The sequence below is a fragment of the Streptomyces sp. RLB3-17 genome, from assembly GCF_007113425.2.
GTDB classification, from domain to species: Bacteria; Actinomycetota; Actinomycetes; order Streptomycetales; family Streptomycetaceae; genus Streptomyces; species Streptomyces mirabilis_D.
Window position 1 is genome coordinate 5,030,390 of the sequence record NZ_CP041610.2, and the last position, 26,095, is coordinate 5,056,484.

Here is a 26,095-nt window from a genome sequence, read left to right on the forward strand (position 1 = left end):
GCTGGACACCTGGGTCTAGCTGCACGGACACACCAAGAGGGCGCGGCAGCCTGCCGCGCCCTCTTGGTCGTTGTCGGCCGTCAGCGGTTGTCGTCGGTCACCCTCGTACGACCCCTCAAGCTCCCGTGGTCCCCATGGGGTCAGGGACGGTAGTGGTCGGTCATGGTGGGCGAAGAGCTGTGCACGGCGGCAGCGTTGTAGGAGACCCTGTCGTTGTACGCCTGCAGCCGTCGCGCTTGCTCGATCAGGCGACCGTCGACGTTCTCCGTGCTGCCGTTCCTTCGGCGCAGGAGCACGAAGAGCAGGACCAACACCGCTGCCACCAACAGCCCAAACAGCACGCCGAGTTCGATCACAGACGCCCCCCCGAGTGAGTGTGTGACGCACCAGGATATCGAGCAGCCCGAGAGGTGCCTAGGTGGCTTCCCGGCGCCCCCAAATCCGTCCCAGATAGTCGCTGGCAGACGGGTTGCGATGGCGGTTGAATGCCTTGGTGAGTGACTTCTGGCCCCTGTACACGGGCACCGCGATCCCCATAGACCAGTGGCGCTCCCGGATGTGGCTGGACACCTGGGTCTGGCCGGGCAGAGCCGCTACGCGGGCTGCAGATAGGAGTGGAAGACGTTCTCGGGGTCGTACCGCGCCTTCAGAGCCCGCAGACGCTCCCAGTCGGCCGGCGCGAAGGATAGGCGTGCCCGGGACACATCGGCGGTGAGGTCCGCCTCGGCGACGTAGTGGCCCGTGCCGAGCGGTTCGACGGCGTGCATGGCATCGCGCAGCCAGCGCACGTTCACGTCGTCGGCCGCGGGGTCGCCCCAGATCGCGAAGGGAGCCACGTAGCTGCTGCCCAGCACCGAGAAGGCGACGTCGTGCATGCGTGCCTTCTCCGGGGAGACCGGTGTCACGGGTGCGAGTACGAGGGTCTTGTCGGAGGGGGCATCGGCGATCGCGTCGGCGAGCGGTGCCAGCAGCGTTCCGTAGTCCGCGTCCGACCACAGGGTGTCGACGGCGGAGCGGTGGTGTACGGGCCACATCGCCTCGGACGTCTCGTAGAGGGCCTCGAACGAGGTCGGCTCGTCGAGCTGCCGGCAGAGGGCACGGTCGGCGAGGGGGCACGTGCGCAGAGGTTCGAGGGCACGGACCGCCTCCTCCCGCGAGTCCGCGAACGCGGTGGCGGCGACGACGGCCACCTTGGGCCTGGGCGACGCCGCCGACATCTCAGGGGAGGCAGTCTGGAGCACGTAGGAGAGTTCGACGGTTGCGGGGAGCCCGGTCGCGGCCTCGGTGGCCCATTGGGTCACGGGTCCGAGCTCCGCCAGCGGGAAGGCGTACGTCGTCGTGGCGACCGCCGCGGGGAGCGGGTACAGACCCAGACGGAAGCTGGTGACGACCGCGAAGAATCCGGGGCCCGCCCCGCGTGCCGCCCAGAACAGGTCGGGATTCTCCTCCGTGCTGCATGTGAGGACCTCGCCGTTCGCGGTCACGGCTTCGATCTGCCGAACGCTTACGCAGGCCGGTCCCAGAGCGGGGGAATTCCAGCCGAGTCCGCCGCTGAGGAGGTATCCGCCGAGGGCCACGGATCCGCAATGCCCGGCGGGGAACGCGAGGCCGTACGGGGCGAGTTCCGCGATGAGGTCGCGACCTGTGACGCTGGGCTGCACGGTCGCCGTCGCGGAGGCCGCGTCGATGTCGGAACGCCGGAGCCCGGAGAGGTCGATGAGCATGCCTCGGTCACGTAGCGGCGAGCCGCACCAGCTGTGCCCACCCGATCGTACGGCGATGCGGAGGCCCTGGGACCTGGCCAGTTCGACGGCGGCCGGAACATCTCGCTCCGAGGCCGCCCGGACGATCACATCCGGAAACCGGTCCGGTTTGAGATGGTTGAACAACATCGCTGCCCACGTCTCGTCGTATCGGGGGTCGCCCCGCCGGACGATTTCTCCCTCGATACGTCGTCGAGTCTGTGCGTGTGCGCCCATCACGACCCCACTAGTTGGTGGTCAGGCTGAAAACCGCGATGAAAATCAACCAGCACAGGACCACGACCGCGGCCCCCGCCACATGGGTGCGCAGGGAGCGTGACCGGCTGGGCAGCAGCCAAAAGGCCAGGGCTCTGTTCACCAACGGCATGAGCACCCAGGTCAGGATGCTGACGCTCAGTACGTTCGAGAGGAACAGGCCCACACTTGTGGAGATGCCCAGGACACCGAATTCATGACCAACGGTCAGATTCAGGACCATCACCGTGGGATAGAGAGCCAGCACCACACACATGGCCTGTTTCCAGTTGGGCGGGACCCCTTCCTCCGTGCCCTCGCCGAAGCGGAACCAGCCGCTGAATGCCGTGCCCACCTTGCGTACATCATATGAGAAGAAGTAGTCGTCGCCCTCTTGCAATAGCTCCGCGCGAGAGTCGGATCCGAGCCAGTCCTCAAGATGTTGGCGGTTGTCGAACCGGAAGATGACGACCCAGTGTTCCTGGATTCCCTCGACGGGCTTGAACAACTCACTCCCCATGAAGCCCGGAAACTTCTCCTGCGCTTTCAGGACCTTGTCCTGCCAGCGCTCGAAATCCTGCTCCCGCCCCGGTCGCACGTCGTGAGACACGACTGCCGTGACCGCTTCCCGGGGAGGCGCCGATGCCGCGCCTGCGAGGACTTCCTGCGTGGGCGCCCCCTCCAGCAGCGGGCGGCCCTCGGCGAGCAGATCCCGGCGGGCGCCGGAATCCAGCCATGCGGTGAGTTGGTCGATGCGGGAGAAACGGAACACCACCACCCATTCGCGTTCCCCGGCGGGCCCGGGAGGATACATCTCGGTGCCCTCGAATCCGTCGAAATCCCGCACGACCCGGTTTGTTTTCTCCTGCCAGCGCTCGTATTCGTCGCCCCGGCCCTCCCTCACCTTCTGGGAGGTCACGACGGTCGCACCGCCTCCTCCCGGGGCAGCGCTTGCACGGTCACTCATACCGAGTAGTCTAGTCCAAAGGGGAGTTATCGGACAATCGGGTGAATATTCCTCAAGCGTTCCTCAGGCGTTGCTGAGTGGAGGTCCCCTCATGGGTCACAAGGAATTCCTGACCGAAGCAGTGCGCCTGGCGACCGAGTCCGTGGACAAAGGATGGGGCGGCCCGTTCGGTGCCGTTATCACCCGCGACGGAGAAATCGTCGCCCGTGGTCAGAACCGCGTACTCCTCACCGGCGATCCGACCGCACACGCCGAAGTGGAGACCATTCGCAAGGCAGTTCAGAGTCTCAACCCGGAGGCACCTTCCATCTCGGAGGAGCACCAGAACGAGAGCACCCTCGAATATGTGCCTCGCCCCGAAGGATCCCCCGACCTTCTACCGGAGCGGGCCAGAATGCTCCAAGGATGCTCGATCTACATCAGCGGTGCCCCGTGCCCGATGTGCATGAGCGCCATTTACTGGTCGCGGATCGAGGCCGTCTACTACGGCTCCGACCTGGAGGCGACCCGGAAGATCGGATTCGACGACTCCTTCCAGTACGAGGACTTCCAAAAGCCCCTCGCCGAGCGGCGGATCCAGATCAAGCAGATCTACCCGGAGTTGGGCGCCAAGGCCTACGCGGCGTGGACGGACAAGCCCGACCGGCATCCGTACTGACCCCCCGGCCCCACAACCACTCGCTACGGCGCGCTAACAATCAGGGAACGTCACCCCCACGCGTCACTCCTCCCGCATACAGTGCGGACATGAACCTTTCTGAACGCGTTCAGAAGTTCAGGGAGGGGTCCACGGGGAGGGTTTCGCGCGATGCGCAAGGGGGCAAAGACCGCCGTCATCGGCAGTGTGTTCGCCGTGATGGTGGGGGGTGCCGGATACGGCGCCTTCAATGTGATGTCGGCGCTCAGCGGGAGCGGGAGCGAGGGCGGGGGCTCGGGGAGCGGCGGACCCGCGGCCGTGAAGACCGGGCCGCCGAGCGGCGCGGAGGTCAAGGAGACCTCGACGAAGTTCTTCGCCGCGTGGGAGCAGGGGGACGCCGCCAAGGCCGCCGCGTACACCAACTTCGCCCAGAAGGCGCAGGAGTCGCTGGCCGGCTACCACGACGACGCACACCTCACCGGTGTGAAGATCACCCCGGGGGCGGCGACGGGAGCCACCGTGCCGTTCTCCGTCAGGGCGACGGTGTCGTTCGAAGGGAAGTCCAAGCCCTTCGCGTACGACTCCCGGCTGACCGTCGTACGCGGCGAGACCACCGGGAAGGCGCTGGTCGACTGGAAGCCGTCCGTCCTGCATCCCGAGATGCAGGAGGGGGACACGCTGGTCACGGGCGAGTCGGCGAGCCCGCCCATCGAGGCCGTGGACCGGAACAACGTTGTCCTGACGAAGGAGAAGTACCCCTCACTGGGGCCGATCCTGGACGCGCTGCGCGAGAAGTACGGCGACACGGCGGGCGGTACGGCCGGAGTCGAACTGGCGATCCATCACGCGACCGAGGGCGCGGGGGACACCGCCCTGGTGACCCTCGCCAAGGGCAAGGCCGGCAAGCTGCGCACCACCCTCAGCGCGAGCGTGCAGGCCGCGGCGGAGAAGGCGGTCGCCCGGTACGCCGAATCCTCCGTGGTGGCCGTGCAGCCGAGCAGCGGTGAGGTGCTGGCGGTCGCCAACCACCGTGCGGACGGATTCAACGCCGCCTTCCAGGGCACCCTGGCCCCCGGCTCCACGATGAAGATCATCACCGCGGCGATGCTCATCGACAACGGCGTGACCACCATGAACGGCCCGGCGCCCTGCCCGCCGACCGCGACCTGGCAGAGCCAGACCTTCCACAACCTCACCAACCTCGCGCCGAACGAGAAGGCGAGCCTCGCCAACAGTTTCATGCGGTCCTGCAACACGGCCTTCGTGAAACTGATCGACGAGAAGCCGCTCACGGACGAGTCCCTGACAACCGAGGCACAGACGCGCTTCGGCCTCGGCCAGAACAACTGGAAGACCGGCATCCCCTCCTTCGACGGCAACATCCCCGCCTCCGGCGGCCCGGACCGCGCCGCGAACGCGATCGGCCAGGGCCAGGTCCAGATGAGCCCGCTGAACATGGCGTCGGTCACGGCGACGGCGATGACGGGCACCTTCCGGCAGCCGGTCATCGTCTCGCCCAAGCTCGACGACCGGGAACTGGCGACGGCGAAGGGCCTGCCCAGCAGTACGTCCGCGCAGCTGCGCGCGATGATGAACCTCACCGCGACCAGCGGCACCGCCGCCCAGGTGATGGCGGGACTCGGCGGGAACATCGGCGCCAAGACCGGCTCCGCCGAGGTCGACGCCCAGTCCAAGTCGAACAGCTGGTTCACCGGCTATCGGAACGACATCGCGGCCGCCGCGATGACCCAGCAAGGCGGTCACGGGGTGGACGCGGCCGGTCCTATCGTCGCAGCTGTGCTACGAACGGGCGACTGAAGTCACCCTTGACAGGGCGGGACCCTAGGGTGGGGGCTCTCGTTGAGGAGCATGAGGGTGCCGGGGGACTTGGGGAACAGGCGGAGGATCGAAAGCTGTGGGGAACAGAAGGCGCGTCGCCGAGCGACGAAAGACGAAGCCCGCCGTGGTCGGCGGGCTGATCGCGGTGGTCGTCGGCGGCGGGGCGTTCGGCGCCTACAGCCTGTACGGCGGCGGTGCGTCGGCCGAGGACCGTACGTCGGAGACCGCCGCCCACAAGGCCGTGAAGACCGGTCCGCCGTCGGCGGCCGAGGTCACGGCGCTGTCCACGCGGTTCCTGACCGCCTGGCAGAGCGGTGACGTCGCGAAGGCGGCCGCGGCCACCGACGACTCGGCGGCCGCGACGACCTTGCTGACCGGCTACGGCAAGGACGCCCACATCACCGGCGTCAAGCTCACGCCGGGCACGCCGTCCGGGTCCTCCGTCCCCTTCTCCGTCAAGGCCACCGTCACGTACAAGGGCAAGAGCAAGCCCCTGGCGTACGACTCGAAGCTGACCGTCGTGCGGCGCGCCAAGGACGGCGCGGCGCTGGTCGGCTGGAAGGCGTCGGTCGTGCACCCCGACCTCCAGGACGGCGACCGTCTGGTCACCGGTCCGGCGGGCACTCCCCCGGTCACCGCCCTCGACCGCGACGGCGGCGAGATCACCACGGCCAAGTACGCCTCGCTCGGCACGGTGCTGGACGGGCTGCGCGAGAAGTACGGAATGATCGCCGGCGGCAAGGCGGGCATCGAACTGCGCGTGGTCCGCAAGGCCGCGACCAAGGGCACCCAGAAGACGCCCGACAAGACCCTGGTGACCCTCAGCGAGGGCACCCCGGGGACCGTGAAGACCACGCTCAGCCCGACCCTCCAGGCCGACGCCGAGCAGCAGGTCGCCAAGAAGGACCGGGCGTCCGTGGTCCTGATGCGCCCCTCGACGGGCGAGATCCTCGCGGTCGCCAACACCAGCCACGGCTTCAACACGGCCTTCCAGGGCTCGCTGGCCCCCGGCTCCACCATGAAGGTCATCACGTCGTCGCTGCTCATCGACAAGGGGCTCGCCTCGGCCGACAAGCAGCACCCGTGCCCGAAGTACGTGACGTACGGCGGCTGGAAGTTCCAGAACGACGACAAGTTCGAGATCAAGGGCGGCACGTTCAAGGCGAGCTTCGCGCGCTCCTGCAACACCGCTTTCATCAGCCAGGCCGAGAAGCTGTCGAACTCCGACCTGACGAACCAGGCGCAGCAGTACTTCGGCCTGTCCATGAACAACTGGGCCATCGGCGTCCCGTCCTTCGACGGCTCGGTCCCGGTCCAGTCGGCGGCCCAGATGGCGGCCTCGCTGATCGGCCAGGGCGGGGTCCGCATGAACCCGCTGAACATGGCCTCGGTCGCCTCCACGGTCAAGACGGGCGTCTTCCACCAGCCGTACCTGGTGTCTCCGACGGTCGACAACCGCAAGCTGGCGACGGCCTCCCGCACCCTGTCCGCCACCACCCTCGCCCAGCTCCGCGAACTCATGCAGTACACGGCGGCGTACGGCACCGCCGCCCAGGCGATGTCCGGCCTCGGCCCCGACTACGGCGCGAAGACCGGCTCCGCGGAGGTCGACGGCCAGAAGAAGCCCAACGGCTGGTTCACCGCGTGGAAGGGCGACCTCGCCGCGGCGGGCGTCGTCCAACAGGGCGGCCACGGCGGCGACACGGCGGGCCCGATCGTGGCGGCACTCCTGAAGGCGGGAAGCTAGCCGGGCGGGGAACCGGGACCTGCTCGGGCGGGGAACCGGGACCTGTCCGAGCGGAAGGCCAGAGCCTCTCCGAACGGGAAGCGGGTCGGCTCGGAAGCGACTCGGGAGCGACTCGGGAGCGACTCGGGAGCGACTCGGGAGCGACTCGGGAGCGGGTCGGGAGCGGGTCGGCTCGGAAGCGTCGTTCTCGGCTTCGTCGCCGGCGCGCGCAGCGCCGACATCCCGCCGTCGTCGGCCGGCGTGCGGAGGCGCCGCTGCCCCTGCTCTGCGCTCTCCTGCGCTGGGGCCGGTACGAGCCCCGGCGCCCGGCGCGCCGGAACTCGCTCGCGTGCCTCCTACACCGACCGATAGCGTGCCGCCCATGACGAGCGACGCCGCCGAAGAGTCCGGAGCCCACCCCCGTTTCGCCGAGGCCCTGGAGGAGCTCGGCCTCGCTGATCTGCTGCCGCGCATCCGCCGCTTCCCCGACGCGACCCGTACCGCCGACGAGGCCGCCGCCGCGATCGGGTGCGAGTTGAGCCAGATCTGCAAGTCGCTGATCTTCGCCGCATGGGGGTCCCCCCTGCTCGAGGAGAGTCGAGAACTTGGGGGAGGAGTGCCGGTGCTCGTGCTGATGGACGGGGCGTCGCGCGTGGACGTGGAGCTCGTACGGCGGGAGCTCGGGGCCGAGAAGGTGACGCGGGCCAGGGTCGAGCTCGTACGGGAGACGACCGGGTACGCGATCGGCGGGGTGCCGCCCTTCGGCCACCGTACGAGGACGCGGGTGCTCGCGGACCGTTCGCTGCTCGACCACGACGTGGTGTGGGCCGCGGCCGGCACCCCGTACACCGTGTTCCCCATGGACCCCAAGACGCTGGTCGCGCATGCGGGCGGCACGCTGGTGGACGTGCGCGAGCAGCACCTGTGACCCCGCTGGTCACCGCGGCGGTGCTGCTCGCCGCGGTGACCCACGCCAGTTGGAACGCGATCGCGCACCGCATCACCGACAAGCTCGTCGGGTTCACGCTGATCGCGGGCGGCGGGGTGCTGATCGGGCTGGCCCTGATGCCGTTCGTGGCGGTGCCGGCGGCCGGGGCGTGGCCGTATCTGCTCGTGTCGGCCGCGATCCACGTCCTGTACTACGTCCTGCTGATGCGCTCGTTCCGGCTGGGCGACTTCGGGCAGGCGTATCCCATCGCCCGCGGGACCGCCCCGCTGGTCGTCACCGTGCTGGCGGCCGTGTTCGCGCACGAGGTGCCGAACGCGTGGGCGGCGGCGGGGATCGCGGTGTCGTGCACGGGACTGACCGGGGTCGCGCTGTGGGGAATGCGCGGTCGGCGCCCCAACTGGGCCGCGATCGGCGCGGCGTTGGCCACCGGTGTGTCGATCGCCGCGTACACCGTCGTGGACGGACTCGGCGTACGTGCCTCCGGTTCCTCGCTCGGGTACATCGCCTGGCTGATGGCGGTGCAGGGAGTCGTGATCCCGGCGTACGCCGCCTACCGCCTGCGCTCCCGGCTCGTCCCCGTCCTACGGCCCTTCGCCGCCCTGGGACTGCTCGGCTCGGTGCTGTCCGTGGCGGCGTACGCACTGGTGCTGTGGGCACAGACACGCGCGGAACTGGCCCCCATCGCCGCCCTGCGCGAGTCCTCAGTCAACCCCCGCTCATGCGGTAATAACTTCGCTGCTCAGGGGGCAGGAGAAGCAATTCCGTACGCTCCGGCCTCGTCCCGCGCCATGAGAGCGCGATTGAGATCTACCCTTTCGCTGGCGTCCGTTGGCGTTGGCGACGTTCTCAACCCAGCGTGAGCCATCGGATGCCCAGCCGACTGACGTCCGATGCCTCCTCCCTGGTGATCGGCTCGCGCCCCGTCGCCTTGCGCAGAAAGCGAAGCTGACCCCAGCCCAGCTTCTCCAGTGCCACTGCCCCATCCGGGCCGAGCAGAAGACCCTGCACCAAATCTGCGGCCTCGGAAGTAAGCCACGGCTCGCGCCCCAGGGCGTCGGCCAGGTCCAGACCGTGCACGGCGACCTCGACCACGCGTGTCAGCAGGAACTCCGACAGGAGCATCGGATCGCCGTGCCGGGTGCGAACCACACGGCCTTCCGGCTCGGCCCGGCACAGTCGGTCCACCTGTTGCCAAGTGGCGTTGAAGTCGTCGGCGAGTGCGGCACCGCTGAGTTGTTCGGCCGCATGATCTTGGGCCAGAGCGATCCGAGCGGCGTTGGTGTCCGGAGCGAAACGGTCGTCGGGCCGGTAGTACTCCACTGCCGAAACCTCGGCACAGCACGGCGCCGGCGCGGCCAGCATGCCCGGCAGCCAGGCAATCGCCACCCGGACATGAGCCAGCAATTCGCTCACGTTCCACGGTGCACACCGCGTCGGCAGACCCCACTCGGCCGCCGAGACCCCAGTCATCGCCTGCCCGAGCTGCCCCGCCTCAAGACGAAACGCTTCGACTACCCGCCCCTGATCCATGCCGATCAAGCTACCCAACCAGAACTGGCGCAGCAGCAGATCTCAAACGCGCCCCATGTCCTCAGTACGGTCGAGGTCGCGTCTGACGCACGTCGGGGTTGGTCACCCATAGGCGTGCGCCGGCTGGCATGCGTCCTGCTAGACGATCGCCGGTCGCGGACCGATCGGCGCGCGATACGCTCTCGGCCATGTCGGAGGTAGGTCGAAGACTGGTGCGCGTCTTCTGGGCCGTGGACCGCTTTCTGGGCGGCGAACGCCCTCCCACAGGTACACAGAAGTTCACGGCCCGGCATCCGGTCCTCCTGGCGCTTGTGACAGGGACGGTGTGGGCCGCCTACTTCTTGTTGCTGCCAGGAGTGCAGCAGTCGGACTTCGTCATCGCACCGGTCGGTGGCTTCCTGCTCGGCGGGATCCTCGGACTCACGGCGTTGTACGAGAGGCTCCGACAGCGCCGCCTGCGTCGGCGGGGACTGTGGGACGGCTCGTGACAGACTCCGTCGCCCTTGGAGCGGTACCAGGGGACATGACAGCGCAGGCTCGCCGGGACGGGGGACCACCGCTCCTCAGGCGGGAGGCACGGATCTTCATCCGGCATCAGTCGTTGGCCGCCCTGAGATTGTTTTCAGTCAACCCTCCTTCACGCAGTAATAGGTTGGCTGGTCAAGGGGCTGGCTGAGGCCATTCCGTACGCCTCGTCCGCCGGGCGCGCAGCGTCGGCCAGTGCTCTGATCGGGAAGGCTCACCCGGGTTCGGTGCGTGCCTGCCCGAGGGCGGTGCAGTTCTCGGCATCGGGGAGTGGGCCGACCTTGGTGACGACTCCAGTCCACCAGCCCGGTTGATCGGTGGCCTGCCGCGAGACTTCCAGGTCTCGGTGGGTGAGCTCTTCGTATGGGTCGGGCGGTGAGCTGTACGGGTGGTTCGCGTACGCCATCTGACGGCTTACCAGGTGACGTTCAGGCTGCCGTGCCGCTCCCGCACTGACAGTGGGCCGCACGGCAGACGCCGTGACGGGACGCGCGGACAGGTGCCGACACTGCGGCAGGACGGGTGAGGCCGCCGACCCGGATGCCCGGCGGCAGCAGCCCGCCAGAGAAACGGGGACAGCCGTCCGGCCCCGAAGGAGTGTCATGCACGGTGCCCGCCCGATCCGGTCGCTGCTGGCCACGGTCCTCACGGTGGTGGGTCTGGCCGCCATCCCACCGACCGCACCCGCCTTTGCGGCGCCCGCTGGTTCTCAACCGAGCGACCAGGGTGTCTGCACGCAACCGGTTGCGCCTGACCAGACGGCCTGCCTGGCCACGATCCGCACCGACGTGCCACCCATGTCCTCCGTCCCGCCGAACGCGAAGCCGCCCGGCTACGGTCCCCGGGACATCCGCAGTGCCTACGACCTTTCCGACCGCCACGGCGGCGGCAGGACCGTGGCTATCACCGTCGCCTTCCACAACCCCAACCTGGAAAACGACCTGGCGGTCTACCGCCGCCAGTTCAACCTCCGGCCCTGTACGAAGGCCAACGGCTGCCTCCGCCAGATCAACCAGCGCGGCGGCCCCACTCCCCCGTCCGGCACCAACAGCGGCTGGGCACTGGAGTCCGCACTGGACGTCGACGCGGTGAGCGCGGCCTGCCCGGACTGCCGGATCCTGGTCGTCGAATCCGACAACAACTCCCTCAGCAACCTGCTCACCGCGGTCGACCAAGCCGTCACGCAGGGCGCCAAGGTCGTCTCGAACAGCTGGGCCCTTACCGCCGGGGAGATCCCTTCCGAAACTTTGTTCGATCACCATTTCAGTGACCACCCCGGCGTAGCCTTCACCTTCGCCGCGGGCAACGGCGGATACGGAACGACCTACCCGGCTGCCTCGCCCTACGTCACCTCGGTGGGCGGCACATCCCTGAACCGGGCCCGCAACCGCCGGGGCTGGACCGAGAGCGCCTGGTCCCGCACCGGCTCCGGCTGCTCCCTCTACGAGCCCAAGCCGCCTTTCCAGCACGACCCGTTGTGTGCCAACCGCACCATGAACGACGTCTCCGCGGTCGCCGACCCCGCGACCGGCCTTGCGGTGTACAACACCTTCGGCTCGTCCGGCACGGGCTGGCACATCGTCGGCGGCACCAGCCTGTCCAACGCCCTGGTCGCCGCCATGTACGCCCTGGCCGGCAACCCCACGCCCGGTACGTACCCCAACTCCTACCCCTACGCCCGCCGGTATGCCTTCAACGACATCACCACCGGGTCCAACGGCACCTGCGGCGGCACCTACCTGTGCACCGCCGCCCCCGGATACGACGGACCGACCGGCGTCGGCACTCCGCACGGCGTCGCCGGACTGAGAGGCTGGGCCTGGTAGACGTCGACGAAGTCACGCCCTCACGCCATACCCACGCACCGCCCACCGGGACGCGTGAGCCGATCAGACCGGCTCACGCGTCCCGGTATTCGTCCGGCGCATCCGAGTGACCGTGATACCACTGATGAACCACCGAGAAGGTAGCGAGCCGCCGTCAGCACCTCCTTGTCCCACTCCGGCCCGCCGACCGCACCGCGGGCCCATGAGGCAGGCGCGGGGGAAAGCGGTGAGTCTCACGATCTCAGTCAATCCCCGCTCATGCGGTAATAACTTCGCTGGTCAGGGGGTTGGATGAGGCCGTCCCGTGCACCTCGGCCACGTTCCGCGGCATGAGACATCGGTAGGTCGGGGTTGCACCCGGTACACGTCGGGGTTGGTCACCCATAGGCGTGCGCCGGCTGGCATGCGTCCCGATAGGCGATCGCCGGTCGCGGACTGATCGGCGCGCGGTACGCTCTCGGCCATGTCGGAGGTAGGTCGAAGACTAGTGCGCACTTTCTGGGCCGTGGACCGCTTCCTGGGCGGCGAACGCCCGCCCACACGTACACAAAAGTTCGTGGCCCGGCATCCGGTCCTCCTGGCGCTCCTGGCGGGGACGGTGTGGGCCGCCTACTTCTTGTTGCTCCCAGGAGCGCCGACAGTCGGACTTCGTCATCGCTCCTGTTGGTGGCTTCCTTCTCGGCGGGACCCTCGGACTCACGGCGTTCTACGAGAGGCACCGACAGCGCCGCCTGCGTCGGCTGGGACTGTGGGACGGCTCGTGACGGACTCCGTCGCCCTTGGAGCGGTTCCAGGGAACACATGACAACGCAGGCTCGTCGGGACAGGGCTCAGGTGGCGGACGAGTAACCGCCGCTCGCACCCGGAGCCTGCACCAACTCCGTGGCCCCCACTCCTCCACCGGGAACCACTGACCTGCATCTGGCATCAATCATTGACCGCCCCGAGATTGTTTTCAGTCAACCTCTGTTCATGCAGTAATAACTTCGCTGGTCAGGGGGCTGGATGAGGCGTCCCGAACACCCCGGCGTCGTTCCTAGCCAGGTGTCCTCACGGGCTACTTCAACATCGACCTCCCCCGCAGGTGGTGCGACTGCTACGCGGCCGAGTGCTACCACCAGCAGTACCTTTCGGGCAGCAAAAACCCGGACGGGTTCTGCGGGCTGGGTGGGACGGGGGTCAAGCTAAGTACCCCGTTCGGAACGAACTGGGGGGCGTCTTGCCCGACCGGGGTCGCCCCCGCGCCGAACGCTGAATAGCAGCAGGGTGTGACCTTCTGAGCCCCTTCCTTGATCAAGGAAGGGGCTCAGTGCTGCTGTCCCTGCGAGTCAGTCCCGCTCGGCCCGCTTCGGCTATTTCCGAGTTACAACTTCCTCTACGGCTTCAAGGCGGCTCGCTCCGCTCTCCGCGCGCGGCCCGGTCCCCGGCCGGGCCTGCGCTCCTGTCTCCGCCCCGCTCCAGCCCAGCCGGGGACCGGGTCGCGCACACAACAACGAGCCGAAGGCCAAGAGTCGAGAGCCACATGGGAGCGGCCCGGTCAGAACGGTGCCTCCGGCGGGGGACCGGCCGACACCGGGATGGAGGGGGCGCCGTTTCCGGTTGCGGGTCCGTAGTGGCGTGCGTGGAGCGCTCTCATCCCGTACGCCATCGCCCCAGGCAGAGCCGAGCAGACGCGGCCCCTGGCGTTCAGGTCGTTCGTACAGTGGCGCGCTCCACCTGGACGCCATGAACCACGCCTGCTCCACGGTGTGTGGGTCGACGGCGTACGGGATGAGAGCGGGGCAGGTGGTGGAGACACCTATCGGTATTGCCGCTGACGCTTAACCCAGGGATCAAAAACCAAGCGGGAGAGTGAACGTGTCACCGGTGCCGATGTCCTTATAGTAGTGGATCCGCAGGCCAGTGAGGGAAAGCTCACGACCACCATCGAGCTCAAGACCGCAAACGGGACAGTCAAACATCTCGGCGAAGCACTCCCGGACGTTCTCGTCAATAACGTCGCCTCCGTCCTCGCCAACGCGAGAACGAATCACCCCCTTTTTGCAACCGCACACTGGACATCGGGCATGGGTCACATTGCACTCGCCGGGGCGTGCCCATTTCCGCATTTCTGCCATTTTGGCGAGACTCTTCATGTCGGAGGCATACAAGCGCTGCTTGCTGCATATGCGAAAAAGTTTCTGAGCGTAACGAATCTTCGTCGCGAGAACCTTTTCCGCGATCTCGCGCTCCTGCTCGATTGCTGGCTTGATGGACTTAATGAAAGCGCGCAGTGGATCACGCTCCCACTCTGCCGCCTCCGCTGCCTCTTGCACCGCTAGCTGTCTAGCCTCTTCTAGGGCATCCTGCTGCATCTTCAGCAGATCATGCCGCTCATCACGGTATGGACCCCAGAAGTCTATTTCACCCTCGCCTATGTCACCGAGGACTGCGTCCGTTACCAATACCGCTTGCGTAAGGGCGTCAGTGGTCTGTGTCGCGTCGTGAAATCCCATGTGAGCTACGCCGTTGCGGGCTGTAAGCAAAGTGTCAATGTCCCGCTCGCTAACGGGAATCGACAGAAGGGAGCGAAGCCGCTTGAAAGCCTCGGCTGCGCCGAGAGTTTTCACCTTGGCCAGCGGAGCCCCGGCCTGATCTCCGAAACCAGCAGCGTGAAGCATGGTGGCGAAATCGCGACCATCTGCCAATAGAGAGGGATGGCGCGTGGCCAATCCAGCTTTAACGATGTGCTCGAATGCCAACCCACCATGCAGGGCTGCCATGTCATGGTCACCTTGACACCATGCATGCAGTGCCCGTCGCATCTGCCTGCATGCCGACTCTCGCAACATGTTCGCGTCCATGCGTTCCCCTCCCGCGATACCGAGAGCCATTCTGCCCGAAGGAACGCGATCAGCGCTGCGAGGTTGCTGAAATCGGCACTACAGCCAAGTACAGCTCGATCGACGCGGGGCCGCTCGCTCTCAGCGGAGCCAAGCGTAACTCCGGGCTTCACCACCTGCACGGCGTGCTGTTTAAGACTCGTTTACGATGCTGGTGCCTGCTCCCAGGGAGGCGTCCAGCCAACCTCTCGACAAAGGTCAGCTAGCGACATATCTACTTTTGCGAGTTCGTCATGACTGTACAGATCGCTGATACGCATTCCCAAGAAGTGCTTTGCAGCGATTGCAGTTTCGGGATACCCCATATCGCGGCGTGCGGATATTACAAACTCGGCATAGAGTTTCATCAAGATGACGGGAGGCGTATTAGGCACATAGGTCGCCTGCATGAAATTATGGAAAGCTCTGACCGCTTCATCTGAGCCAAAGATCGTAACCCAGGCCGAGAACTCCGATATTAGATTCTTGAACTCATCCTCTGACATCGCGCGCTGGTTAAGGATGTCCTTGAGGAGATTGATCATGGGTTTATATACGTCATACTTTTTCTCCGATATTCTCGCTTCAAGATCCCTGAGGTGCTGTGCGTCAATTTCTGACTTCTTCGCCCTTCTCGCCGAACGGGCAGCAATGGCGGCGGCCATGATGGACGCCAGTGCCGGGATAGCCGCAACTGCAAGTGAAATTCGCCAGTCCAAGCTTTTTCCCTGCGCCGCCACCATCAGGTAGCTATGACTCAATTCGATCCTCTCATTCGACTCTCTGCTATTGGGAGTGCTACATGTTGACCCAAGGCTGAGGTAGAAAGCAGAAGGGATGACCTCCGCTAAGCTATGCTCAATGATTCAGCACCAATACAGGGCTCGCTTTGCAGAGCTGTTAGGGCCGTCGATGTTGTTGAGCCCGTTGCGCAAGGCGGACCCACTCACTCTCGTCGAGGACGACTCTCAACCTGTTACTATTTCCAGTGCCGAACATGATCTCGGGTGTTCCTTCATCGGTCCATCGCACCTGCGGATCAGGCGGACTGCGAAAGCCCATCTGTGCCATTTCCCAGCCCCACTGGGCGGCGTTTCGCATGACGGCCTCTACTACGCTTCGCCTGAGGCCGGTGAGATCGGTTTCGCCAGTTGGTTCCTCTCTAGAGGTTGGATCAACTTCATTTGATGTTCCGCTCTCACGTGGACCCTGCGCATAGGCAGCAAGCTGTCCGTCGCCGCTGGCAGCGGCCGTCATGTTGTCGACGGTGTCGGCGAGAGTCATTTCGAGTTCCTGGCCAGCGACCTGGACGCGAAGATTCCGTCGCTTGAACCATTCCGCCAGGGAGGACCGAGTTTCCGGGCTGCGGCGTAGCTGACCCATCACTGTCAAGCCGATGACCAGCACGACTATCGGCCACTTCAGAGAGGAGATGAACTCCAAAACGCTCATGCCAGCATCCTGCCGCAGGACACATGCCAGGATCCCGGGAACCGTTGAACCTGGTGAGAGGCGCAGCAGGCCGAGGCTGTAACACGCCTTGATCGCCGCGCGACCAACGTTTCGATGCCGTCGAGACCGTCTCGGAGTCGGCCACGCCGGCCTCCACTGTGGGCGCCCAAGGTGTCTCGGGACAGCGAGATCGCGTGCCACAGCCATGCCAGATGCAGGGGTCAGCCACCAGCGACTCTGTTCGGCCGTCCCACCAGTCGCCGACCGCAGTCGGGGCGGGCTCGGATCGAACTTACAAGGCAGTGGCCAAGCGTTCGTTGGGTGGATCCAACGGTGGGCTTCAGGGCGCTGCTGAGCCCTCTGTGGGCCATGTGTGGGCCAACACGCCCTCGAACCTGCCGCATCGAGTAATAGACGCAGGTCAGCGACCCAGGGCGGCTTCGCCGCCCGCCGTGGGACGGGTAAATGGGCATGATGAACGCCCCGTAGCCCTTGATCAACACCGCGCCGCGGGGTGGCAACGCAGGAGGCGAGGTCAGCTACCTGCGGTTTTGCCCACGCCGGTTCGTATTTACGCGTCAGAGGTGACGTAGGTAGCGATACCGCGACGCTCTTGAAAACCGTCGCTCCCTAGCAGCTCAGAACTTTCCCCACCTCATCAAGGCGCCTCGCTCCGCGCGCGGCCCGGCCCCAGGCCGGACCTGCGCTCCCGTCTCCACCCCGCTCCAGCTCGGCCGGCCTCCGTGCCGCGCGCTCAGCGATTAGCCGCTGTCCATGAGAGAAAGGGGAGCGTCCCAGCTGAGGCGCCCTCACCGGATTTCCCGCACACTCCGCGCTAGGGGGTGTGCGGGCCTACCCTGGGGCGCAAGAGCGTCCGAGGGTGTCTCGGTAACAGACTTGTGCGTGACGGGGGTTGGACATGGTAAGTGCGGAGATCGTGCAGTGGGTGCAGCAGGCTGGCCCCGCTGTGACGGCCGCAGTGAGCGCCTACGGGGCGGCGGTGCTGACCCGAGCGGAGGACGCCGCCGCGGATGCCACGGTCGGTCTCGGGCAGCGGATCCTCCAGTTGGTGTGGCGTCGCCGAGACGAGGCGGGCCGGGCCGAGCTGGAACGAGTGGTGGACGAGGCCGCCGACGAGCAGGACGACGCGTACACGACAGTCGTGTTGAGCAGGCTACTCAAGCGCGCGTTGCAGGACGATCCCGAGCTGCGGGAGGAACTGTCTGGGCTGCTGCCTGCTCCGGCAGCGGGCACGGTGAACATCACGGCTTCCGGTATCCGTTCGATCGCCGGTCAGCACATCCAGACCGCGATGACCGGTGACGGTCACACTCCGCCACGATCGTGAGCGCTAACGATGCCGTATCCGAGCTCCGGGATCGAGGCCGCCGGGCAACGCGCGATAGCGGCCCAGCAGATCGGCAACGCCTACACGGGTGATGTAGTACTGCCTAGCGAGGCGTTGCACGCGCCGGACAAGGTCCCTGCGGCCCCGGGCACCTCGAACCTGCCCCCGGCCACGCTCTGCCTGGGGCGTGAGGAAGAACTGACCTCGCTACGACGCAGCCTGACCGGTCGGGGTGAGAGTGCGATCACGCAGAGCGGAGCGGTGCACGGACTGGGCGGGATCGGCAAGAGCACCCTCGCCCTGCACTACGCACACCGTCACCGCGGTGACTACACCCTGATCTGGTGGGTCAACGCCGCGTCCTCCGACGAGATCGAGACATCGTTCACCGTCCTGACCCAAACTCTGGTTCCTGGCTGGGCTGCCACTGCCGGGCGTGGGGCGCAGGTGGCGTGGGCGATGCAGTGGCTGGCCTGGCATCCGGGCTGGCTGCTGGTCTACGACAACGTCGAGGACCCCGACGACCTCGCGCCCTACACCGGCGCACTCCATCAGGGGCACCATTTGGCTACCAGCCGCCGCACCACGGGCTGGCCAGACAGCGCCACCACCCTGGTCCTGGGCAACCTGCACCCCGACGACTCCACCACCCTGCTGTGCCGACTTGTCTGCAAGGACACCGCCCCCACACCACGGCAGAAGACCGACGCCCGCGCACTCGCCGCCGAATTGGGCCACTTCCCGCTGGCGATCAAACAGGCCGGCGCCTACCTCGCCCAGAACCGCGGCATCAGCCTCGCTGACTACGGCCGCCGTCTGGGCACCAAACTGGGCAAGACCGCCCACGGCATCGACGCCGAACGCACCATCGCCCGTATCTGGAACGTCACTTTGGGCACTCTGGAGACAGACAATCCGCTGGCCGTGGAGGTGCTGCACACCTCTGCCTGGCTCGCCCCCGACGACATCCCCCACAGCCTGCTCGCCCTACCCGGCACCGACCCGGACGTTACCGCCGAAGCCATCGGAACCCTGGCCGCCTACAGCATGGTCACCGACACCGGCACCACCATCGCCATCCACCGCCTGGTCCAAACCGTCCTCCGCACCCCCCAGGAAGCCGACGGCACCGGGCAACCCCGACACCTGCAAGGACGCGACCGCGCCGAACGAGCAGTCCTCCGCAGTCTGGCCCCGCCCCCAGGCCAGGACACCACCCCCGACAGCCAGTGGGACACCCTCACACCCCACCTGGCCACCCTCGCGGCCACCAGCCCACCCGAACACCACAACGCCCCCCTCACCACCGCATACACCACGGCCGCCAACCGCCTCTACGAGCAAGGCCACTCGGCCCGCGCCATCCCCTTGCTAGAGGCCACTCTCACGCAGCAGGAGCAGGTCCTCGGCGACACCCACCCCGACACCCTGATCAGCCGCAACAACCTCGCCTACGCCTACCAGGCGGCGGGGGACCTCGCCCGCTCCATCCCCCTGCTAGAGGCCACCCTCACCCACAGCGAACAGGTCCTCGGCGACACCCACCCCGACACCCTGACCAACCGCAACAACCTCGCCTCCGTCTACTACGCCGCGGGGGACCTCGGCCGCGCTATCCCCCTGTACGAAGGCACCCTCGCCCAGAGCGAGCAGGTCCTCGGCGACACCCATCCCGACACCCTGCGAAGCCGCAACAACCTCGCCAGCGCCTACCAGGCGGCGGGGGACCTCGCCCGCGCCATCCACCTGCTAGAGGCCACCCTCACCCAGTATGAGCAGGTCCTCGGCGACACCCACCCCGACACCCTGCGAAGCCGCAACAACCTCGCCAGCGCCTACCGGACGGCGGGGGACCTCGGCCGCGCCATCCACCTTCACGAAGGCACCCTCGCCCAGAGCGAGCAGGTCCTCGGCGACGCCCACCCGAGCACCCTGATCTGCCGCAACAACCTCGCCGGCGCCTACCGGGCGGCGGGGGACCTCGGCCGCGCCATCCCCCTGTACGAAGCCACCCTCACCCAGCGCGAGCAGGTCCTCGGCGACGCCCACCCGAGCACCCTGCGAAGCCGCAACAGCCTCGCCAGCGCCTACCGGGCGGCGGGGGACCTCGCCCGCGCCATCCCCCTGTACGAAGCCACCCTCACCCAGAGCGAACAGGTCCTCGGCGACGCCCACCCGAGCACCCTGCGAAGCCGCAACAACCTCGCCAGCGCCTACCGGGCGGCGGGGGACCTCGCCCGCGCCATCCCCCTGTACGAAGCCACCCTCACCCAGAGCGAACAGGTCCTCGGCGACACCCACCCCGACACCCTGATCAGCCGCAACAACCTCGCCAGCGCCTACCAGGCGGCGGGGGACCTCGCCCGCGCCATCCCCCTGCACGAAGCCACCCTCACCCAGAGCGAACAGGTCCTCGGCGACACCCATCCCAACACCCTGCGAAGCCGCAACAACCTCGCCAGCGCCTACCAGGCGGCGGGGGACCTCGCCCGCGCCATCCCCCTGCACGAAGCCACCCTCACCCAGCGCGAGCAGGTCCTCGGCGACACCCATCCCGACACCCTGCGAAGCCGGGACAACCTCGCCCATGCCCGCCAAGCCGCGCGAGCTGTACAGCAGGGAGGTACAGCAAACTCAGCGACCGCAACTGCCCCTCAGCAGCCATCTACAGTCGATTGACCAGACCATCAGACCTCAATGACCACCCAGCCAGTGGTTCGGGACGAAGCGGTCCTGACGGCAACCTCTGACGGCAACGTCAGCAGACTGCATCGGCCTTGGGCACCTCTGGGGACACTCGCCATGCTCCGTCGCGGGCTACGCACCCAGGAAGGAGGTTCAGTTGATCGAACTCCTAAAGCGGGTGTCGCAGGTTCGAATCCTGCCGGGGCCTCGACATCTGCTTCTGGCATCAACACGGGTGGTCGCTGACGACCAGGGCGCCTCCACAGCAGCCGATCCATGTGGCTCATGGCCTCGCGCTGGGTGTCCTGCGCAACGTACGTGCACACGTCCAGGGTGATCCTGATCTGGGAATGCCCAAGGATCTCCATCACGATGGCCGCCTCATGACCAGAAGCTATGCGGTGATCGCTGCTGCACCACTTGGCGGGACGCCATCCCTTGCCGTGGCGATTGCACTCTCAATCTCCGTCTTAAGGTGTTCGATTTCACGGTTGGCGCGCCGCGTGTATGACATTGAGTCTGGGTCTTCCCGGTGTGGTCGTCCGCTGGCCGTGCTCAGACGTTGGTCAGGCGCAGGTGGGTGGTCTCGTACGACAAATTGGATATAACCGTGAAACATCGCTGTGGCTGGCTTGACGATAACGTGGTCAATCTCTCGGACGGTGAGTGACCAAATACCTTTCATGCGTGGGCCATAGCCCTCCTTGCGGATGGTGACGGTTTCGCCGTCGAAGTTGATGCTCCCGAGCACGCCTTTGACAGTGGTTAGTCTCTTCTGATCGCTGCATACAACCGGCGGTGTGACGGCCTCAGCGGGAACTGGGAGTGAGGGCCGCTGGCCTCCTGCAGGTGCGGCAGGTGCGGCAGGTGCGGCATCAGCGTTGCTGCTCTGCTGTTGTTCCTTGTTTCGTGCGGCGCCGGCACCGGAGGTGGGTGCAGACTGCGGGCCGACAGACGGCTGCTTGGGCGATATGCGGCCCGGCATGGTCGCGCCTGCGTCCTGCCACACCGTGCGAAGCCCGGCGACGAAACCGTCGAGATATGCCCTGCTCGGAGTAAAGGACCAACGGTCGTAGCCGATCGGGTCGACCAGGGCTCCGAGGTGATCGGCGAGTAGTGGCAGCCATGTTGGCCTCGTGGCACCCGAGGGGGCTTGTCCCATCTGTATGTCTAGCCACCCATTGCGCCAGCCTTCCAACCAGCTTCCGAAGTCGAAATCTCGGTCGGCAAGCTCATCGAGAGCCAGCCAGCCAAGGTGAGGAGCTAGGCGCACTCCGTCCTGGTAGCCGCGCTCTCGTGCGCGATAGCGATCAGCCTTCAACGCAGTGACTGCCGTGTCGAGATCAGATGACGGATCTGCCCGGTCATGCTCGGCGGTGACGCTGCTCCTCTGCTTCGGCTCCGGACCAGGTGCCGTAGGGGCCGTGCGCCCGTTCGCGGTTGTAGCCGCGCTCTCGTGCGCGGTGGCTTGCGCGGCCTCCGACAGGGGTGGCGGGATGGTGAGATTCAGAATTCCCTTGGATGACTTACCGACTGCGGCGGGTGATTGGCCTGCCGTCTCGTCTTCGCTTTCGAGCCACATACTCTGCGCATCGATGAACTCCTGAAGGTCGGCGATAAATCCGTGGAGAGACCCATCGGTCAACTCATTGGCCCGCGGAACCTGAATCCACGTCGCTTCGCTACCACGCCGCAATTCCTTGGTGAGGTTAACCCAGAAAAGTCGCTTTTCGTCACGGTCATAGACCACGCCCACGACGGGGAGACGGCTCTCCTTCCAGTCATCCCGATGGTCGGCGACAGGGATGGCGTACCCGTTGGCCCGCTTGTACTTCTGGCCACTCTTCACCTGAATAGCGATGACGTGCCCGGTGCGCCGACCCTCACTGGCGAACCCGACGTATAGGTCCTCGCCGTGATCAGCGCCTCCGTCGATCTCCTGGACGAGGTGGTCATGCTCCTCAAGCAGCGTCCGCAGGGCGTTGACCCCTGCACGCTCGATCTTCCGGCTCGCGCTAATGGTCGCCACGAAGGGCACCTCCCCCTACACGTCCCGCTACCCAATGCAGCGTAGCTGCAGGGACCGACTGTCATGCCCGATCGTCGAGCATCGCGGAGGAGTTCGGCCCAGCCGCACGGTCGGACGGCAACCGGGGCATTCGATTAGGCAAGCTTTGATCACCGGGCCAATCTCGGGCGCTGCACCAGCTGCGATACAGCAGCGAAGAACCGCCAAGGACCGTCAAAGGCCGAATGACCAACCCAGTAGACGTCGATGGCCCCGTAGCCGAGAGTTCGGGACGAAGAGGTCGTGTCAGACGCGTGCCAGGTTGTACGGGGAAGCACGGGGAATACCGGGGAGTCGAGCGGCGGCCCACCAAAGGCGCCAGCGCCCTTCGTCGCAGGTCAGCAGGGCGACCGGGGCCAGGAGACACGAGCTTCCCAAGCTAGGGGTCACGACGCGCCTCGACGGGAGAGCCCTGGTGCGCACAGCCGGCAGCTCCCTGGCAAGCTCCAGTTACGAGTGAGTCACGACGCCGCATGTGCGGCCCACTACCCGCCAAGATTCCTGATCATGGAATGGCTCTCACTTACGATCACCCTCGTGACGGCGTCGGCCGCATCGGGCATCGCGATATGGCAGGTACGCACACAGCGAGTCCGACAGGTCGAGGACTTCTACATTGCTCGCTACTGGTCGCTGCTGGATCGCCTGTCGACTCGCGCCCTTCGCGGTGTTGACGCTGACACCTTGGATGAGCAGGAAGAGGCAGCGATCCGGCTGTACTTTCGCCTCAGCGAGGACGAGGCCGACCTGCGGGCTCAAGGTTGGGTTTCCGATGACACCTGGCGTTTTTGGGGCGGCGCCATCCACTCCCAGATGCATCGTCCGCCATTCGACCGTCTCTGGGCGGAGACCAGCCAAGATTCGGATGCCGGGCGCGACTACGAGTTCAGGCACCTGCGCCAGCTCTGGCACGACGCCGCCTACGATCCCGCGCCGAGTCGAACCTTCCGCAGGTGGCTGCGCCGCAGCCCGTGGCGTCGGCCCACGACGCCAGCACGGCGCTTGACGCTCCCCCGCACCACAACCGCACCAGATCGAGCGGGGAACAGCGGGGAACCACGGTGAAACCGGCCGAGCCCCACGAGGCCGCACCTCGGCCATTCGTACAGGTCAAGAGCCGAACCGCCCCAAGCGCCCCCAGCTTCCCAAGCTGAGAGCTCTCGTGTCCCCCTTTTGTCGGTGCCTGCGGAAGTTCGCTCCCTGAGGCTTCTCCTCGCTCCAACCGTCTGTGGATGGGTACGGTCGAGGTCGTGTCTGGCGTGCGTCGGGTTGGTCACCCGTTGGCGTGCGCTGGTTGATCACGCGCGACTAGGGGAGCTGGTACGGGCATGGCAGTTGACGCTGCTCGATCGGAAGAGGGGTTCACGTCGGCGGGGGCTGCGCAGGTGATGGTTGCCGCCTGCCGGGCTGCGGGGCTCGATGACAGAGGCGCGGAGTTAATCCGCCTCGGGGAGAACGCACTCTTCCGGCTCGGCTCGGTGCCAGTGATCGCGCGTATCGCGCGGTCGGTCGAGTATCTGTCGGCGGCCCGCAAAGAGGTGGCCGTGTCGCGGTGGCTGGCCGGCGAGGGGTTTCCGGCGGCTCGTGTCATTGAGGATCTCGAACAGCCGCTGATGGTCGATGGGCATCCGGTGACCTTCTGGCATCTAATCGTCGAAGAGGGCAGGGCAGCCACATACGGGGAGTTGGGTGCGGTCCTGCGTGATCTGCATGCGCTGACGCTGCCCGATGGTCTGGAGCTGCCTCGGTACAGCGCCTTCGGGCTCTCAGACTTGCGGCTTGAGCGGGCCGCGGGGATATCGGAGGACGACCTTGAGTTTCTGCGCAAACGGGGACGGGAGCTGAAGGAGCGCTTGGCAAAGCTGCGGTTTGGGTCGCCTCTGGGGCCGGTGCACGGCGATGCGCACACCGACAACTTGATGGTCGACAGAAGCGGGGTTGTGCACCTGATTGACCTGGAGAATTTCTGCGTTGATCATCCCGAGTGGGATCTTGAGGTGGCCGCGCACGAATACCATCGTCTCGGGTGGGTGACGGAGCAGCAGTACGCCGACTTTGTCGGCGCCTACGGTCGTGACCTGAGGGAGTGGCCCGGCTTCGCGACGCTGTGCGCGATCCAGGAATTCAAGATGACCACGTGGCTCATGCAGAACGTGTCCGAGGGGGAGGACGTGGCGGAGGAGGTCGGCCGGCGCCTTGCATCGCTGCGTGATGATGATGCGCCGCGCCACTGGCTCCCGTATTGAGAGGCGGGTTGCTCACTCGTCCAAGCTGGCCAGTGCCTCGACAACCTGCTCGTTGAAGCGGGTCACGACGGGTACTCCTGCGTGGGCGCTGATCTCTCCTTGGAAGTCAGTGACGTAACGCAGGAACCGGGCCGACTGGAGTGATTCGCCTTCCTCAACTGCCTGGCTGGCAGTTCCGATGGCGCTGTCCAAGTCGCCGTTCAGTAGGTGGCTCTGTGCGAGCACAATGCGGCAGAAACCGAGTGTTCGGGCGTACTGCGGATCAGTTTTGGCGACGGCCTGCTTGGCGAATCGGAGGGATTCGACAGGGCGTTTGAGGTCGCGGAAGCAGTGTGAGAATTCCCCGATCAGTTCTGCTTCGTTGAAGTAGGCGAGCCATTCGGGGTCTTCGGCTGCATCGGCTTTCTCAAAGTGGCGTTCTGCCTCGTTCATGGCGCGGGATGCGCCCGTGAGGTCATGGGCGCTGGACAGTGCGCGGGCCTCGTGAGCGGCGTACATGGCCTTGGCGCGCGGCGTGGCGCTGTTGCCCTTGGCTCCTTCGACGGCAGATCGGGCCAGTTGCACGGCACGGGAGGTGTGCCCAAGGTAGTTCGCCTGGTGGCTGAGGTTAGCGAGAATGGATGCCCCGAACATGCGATCGCCGGTGACTTGGGTGAGCCGTAGGGCGGACAGTAGGTAGCGGTTTGCCAACGCGTGATTTCCGATGTCGTAGGCCATCCACCCGATTACCTCGGCAGTTTCCGCAGCCACGGTGAAGAGGGCCTGGCCTACTCGTTCCGTGTAGCTGGCATTGAGTAGAGGTAGTACATCGTCGCGGAAGTAGTGCCGTAAGGCTTTGTGGCCGTGGCCGCCGCCGTACTGGAAATCCAGGCGCATGAACATTTCGGTGGCGGTGCGGATCGCGTGTACGTCGCGCATGCTGGCGCGCTGCGGGGTGGGCCTGTCGGCCTGCACGCCGTCGGGGCGGGCGATCATCCATGACAAGACTGCGGCACTGAGATCCGTGTCCGGGATCGCCAGTTCGCTGTTCGATGCGCCCTGGGGCCGTTCTTCAGTGAGCCCGTCCAGCACGGACAGCGCCTCGGATAAGGCGGCGGGATAAGCGACCGGCTGCGGTGCGCTTGCCTCAGCCTGGCCGAACAGCCCGAGATCACCGGGCGCGATCCGCCTCCCGAGCTTCCCACTGAAGACATCGGCCATAACCCCGGCAGCCTGCGACCGGATGCCTGCCCCATCCCGCCAACGCTGGACGGCGACGTGCGTGGTGCCCAGGTCAATGCCGCGTTGTTGCGCGAGATCGCGCATCCGCTTGGCAAGCCCCTTGTTCGAGACTTCAGCCTCGGCCATGAGGGAGATCAACTGCGCATTCGGTTCTCGGTTCATGCTCCCCTGCCAACCCGAGAATGGCGACGAGCGTCCATCGTGTCACAGCTCGTGAA

Annotated in this window: 20 protein-coding genes, 1 tRNA gene and 2 pseudogenes; 13 read left to right on the plus strand and 10 right to left on the minus strand. The window is 66.3% G+C overall.

Annotated elements, in window-relative coordinates:
• Positions 1 to 140: 140 nt before the first annotated feature.
• The 3 genes from FNV62_RS22805 to FNV62_RS22815 all read right to left on the minus strand — a co-directional run bounded on the left by FNV62_RS22805 (position 141) and on the right by FNV62_RS22815 (position 2,964).
• A complete protein-coding gene (locus FNV62_RS22805; RefSeq protein WP_054233047.1) occupies positions 141 to 356 on the minus strand; it encodes a hypothetical protein in 216 nt (71 codons plus the stop codon).
• 237 nt (positions 357 to 593) lie between these two features.
• Entirely contained in the window at positions 594 to 1,979 is a 1,386-nt protein-coding gene (locus FNV62_RS22810) for an FAD-binding oxidoreductase (protein ID WP_144315592.1), read from the minus strand.
• Positions 1,980 to 1,989: 10 nt separating this feature from the next.
• Complete coding sequence (locus tag FNV62_RS22815) at positions 1,990 to 2,964, minus strand: antibiotic biosynthesis monooxygenase (protein ID WP_097285065.1); 975 nt, start codon at positions 2,962 to 2,964, stop codon at positions 1,990 to 1,992.
• Positions 2,965 to 3,055: 91 nt separating this feature from the next.
• Here FNV62_RS22815 and FNV62_RS22820 point away from each other — a divergent pair, with 91 nt between their 5' ends.
• The 5 genes from FNV62_RS22820 to FNV62_RS22840 all read left to right on the plus strand — a co-directional run bounded on the left by FNV62_RS22820 (position 3,056) and on the right by FNV62_RS22840 (position 8,975).
• Positions 3,056 to 3,622 carry a nucleoside deaminase gene (locus tag FNV62_RS22820; protein WP_060896191.1) on the plus strand — a complete coding sequence of 189 codons (567 nt, stop codon included), beginning with the start codon at positions 3,056 to 3,058 and terminating at the stop codon, positions 3,620 to 3,622.
• 150 nt (positions 3,623 to 3,772) lie between these two features.
• Positions 3,773 to 5,419 carry a penicillin-binding transpeptidase domain-containing protein gene (locus FNV62_RS22825; protein WP_144315593.1) on the plus strand — a complete coding sequence of 549 codons (1,647 nt, stop codon included), beginning with the start codon at positions 3,773 to 3,775 and terminating at the stop codon, positions 5,417 to 5,419.
• Between the two features lie 97 nt (positions 5,420 to 5,516).
• A complete protein-coding gene (locus tag FNV62_RS22830) occupies positions 5,517 to 7,187 on the plus strand; it encodes a penicillin-binding transpeptidase domain-containing protein (protein WP_144315594.1) in 1,671 nt (556 codons plus the stop codon).
• 361 nt (positions 7,188 to 7,548) lie between these two features.
• Positions 7,549 to 8,094, plus strand: a complete 546-nt coding sequence (locus tag FNV62_RS22835) for a YbaK/EbsC family protein (RefSeq protein WP_144315595.1) — start codon at positions 7,549 to 7,551, stop codon at positions 8,092 to 8,094.
• On the plus strand, positions 8,091 to 8,975 hold the full coding sequence (locus FNV62_RS22840; protein ID WP_225900336.1) for a DMT family transporter: 885 nt from the start codon (positions 8,091 to 8,093) through the stop codon (positions 8,973 to 8,975). Before FNV62_RS22835 ends, FNV62_RS22840 begins: the two co-directional genes overlap by 4 nt.
• Here the strand turns inward: FNV62_RS22840 and FNV62_RS22845 are convergent.
• Positions 8,962 to 9,645 carry a maleylpyruvate isomerase N-terminal domain-containing protein gene (locus FNV62_RS22845; RefSeq protein ID WP_144315596.1) on the minus strand — a complete coding sequence of 228 codons (684 nt, stop codon included), beginning with the start codon at positions 9,643 to 9,645 and terminating at the stop codon, positions 8,962 to 8,964. The two genes, FNV62_RS22840 and FNV62_RS22845, sit on opposite strands and share 14 nt — an antisense overlap.
• Positions 9,646 to 9,833: 188 nt before the next feature.
• On the opposite strand from FNV62_RS22845, the gene FNV62_RS22850 reads away from it, so the two are divergent.
• The 3 genes and pseudogenes from FNV62_RS22850 to FNV62_RS55760 form a co-directional block, all read left to right on the plus strand.
• A complete protein-coding gene (locus FNV62_RS22850) occupies positions 9,834 to 10,133 on the plus strand; it encodes a hypothetical protein (protein ID WP_144315597.1) in 300 nt (99 codons plus the stop codon).
• Between the two features lie 639 nt (positions 10,134 to 10,772).
• Positions 10,773 to 11,996, plus strand: a complete 1,224-nt coding sequence (locus FNV62_RS22855; RefSeq protein WP_225900337.1) for a S8 family serine peptidase — start codon at positions 10,773 to 10,775, stop codon at positions 11,994 to 11,996.
• Positions 11,997 to 13,093: 1,097 nt separating this feature from the next.
• Positions 13,094 to 13,255: pseudogene (locus FNV62_RS55760) on the plus strand (peptide-methionine (S)-S-oxide reductase); the annotation flags it as partial.
• Positions 13,256 to 13,828: 573 nt separating this feature from the next.
• Here FNV62_RS55760 and FNV62_RS22860 read toward each other — a convergent pair.
• The 3 genes from FNV62_RS22860 to FNV62_RS22870 all read right to left on the minus strand — a co-directional run bounded on the left by FNV62_RS22860 (position 13,829) and on the right by FNV62_RS22870 (position 16,309).
• On the minus strand, positions 13,829 to 14,758 hold the full coding sequence (locus FNV62_RS22860; RefSeq protein WP_144315598.1) for a hypothetical protein: 930 nt from the start codon (positions 14,756 to 14,758) through the stop codon (positions 13,829 to 13,831).
• A gap of 263 nt (positions 14,759 to 15,021) precedes the next feature.
• On the minus strand, positions 15,022 to 15,618 hold the full coding sequence (locus FNV62_RS22865) for a hypothetical protein (RefSeq protein ID WP_144315599.1): 597 nt from the start codon (positions 15,616 to 15,618) through the stop codon (positions 15,022 to 15,024).
• A gap of 139 nt (positions 15,619 to 15,757) precedes the next feature.
• Positions 15,758 to 16,309, minus strand: coding sequence for a hypothetical protein (locus tag FNV62_RS22870; protein ID WP_144315600.1), 552 nt, complete (start codon positions 16,307 to 16,309; stop codon positions 15,758 to 15,760).
• A gap of 919 nt (positions 16,310 to 17,228) precedes the next feature.
• Between FNV62_RS22870 and FNV62_RS22875 the strand changes: the two genes are divergently transcribed.
• The 3 genes from FNV62_RS22875 (at position 17,229) to FNV62_RS22885 (ending at position 20,547) form a co-directional block, all read left to right on the plus strand.
• A complete protein-coding gene (locus tag FNV62_RS22875) occupies positions 17,229 to 17,657 on the plus strand; it encodes a hypothetical protein (protein ID WP_144315601.1) in 429 nt (142 codons plus the stop codon).
• 9 nt (positions 17,658 to 17,666) lie between these two features.
• Positions 17,667 to 20,336 carry a tetratricopeptide repeat protein gene (locus FNV62_RS22880; RefSeq protein WP_144315602.1) on the plus strand — a complete coding sequence of 890 codons (2,670 nt, stop codon included), beginning with the start codon at positions 17,667 to 17,669 and terminating at the stop codon, positions 20,334 to 20,336.
• A 156-nt stretch (positions 20,337 to 20,492) separates the two neighbouring features.
• Positions 20,493 to 20,547: transfer RNA gene (locus tag FNV62_RS22885), tRNA-OTHER, on the plus strand.
• Positions 20,548 to 20,587: 40 nt separating this feature from the next.
• Here FNV62_RS22885 and FNV62_RS55765 read toward each other — a convergent pair.
• Both FNV62_RS55765 and FNV62_RS22895 read right to left on the minus strand, forming a co-directional pair.
• Positions 20,588 to 20,716: pseudogene (locus tag FNV62_RS55765) on the minus strand (site-specific integrase); the annotation flags it as partial.
• A gap of 20 nt (positions 20,717 to 20,736) precedes the next feature.
• Entirely contained in the window at positions 20,737 to 22,371 is a 1,635-nt protein-coding gene (locus FNV62_RS22895) for a DUF4365 domain-containing protein (RefSeq protein WP_164657641.1), read from the minus strand.
• Positions 22,372 to 22,917: 546 nt separating this feature from the next.
• On the opposite strand from FNV62_RS22895, the gene FNV62_RS22900 reads away from it, so the two are divergent.
• On the plus strand, positions 22,918 to 23,475 hold the full coding sequence (locus tag FNV62_RS22900) for a hypothetical protein (RefSeq protein WP_144315604.1): 558 nt from the start codon (positions 22,918 to 22,920) through the stop codon (positions 23,473 to 23,475).
• A gap of 263 nt (positions 23,476 to 23,738) precedes the next feature.
• On the plus strand, positions 23,739 to 24,656 hold the full coding sequence (locus tag FNV62_RS22905; protein ID WP_144315605.1) for a phosphotransferase enzyme family protein: 918 nt from the start codon (positions 23,739 to 23,741) through the stop codon (positions 24,654 to 24,656).
• 12 nt (positions 24,657 to 24,668) lie between these two features.
• Here the strand turns inward: FNV62_RS22905 and FNV62_RS22910 are convergent, their stop codons facing one another.
• Positions 24,669 to 26,039, minus strand: a complete 1,371-nt coding sequence (locus FNV62_RS22910; RefSeq protein ID WP_144315606.1) for a sporulation protein — start codon at positions 26,037 to 26,039, stop codon at positions 24,669 to 24,671.
• Positions 26,040 to 26,095: the final 56 nt, after the last annotated feature.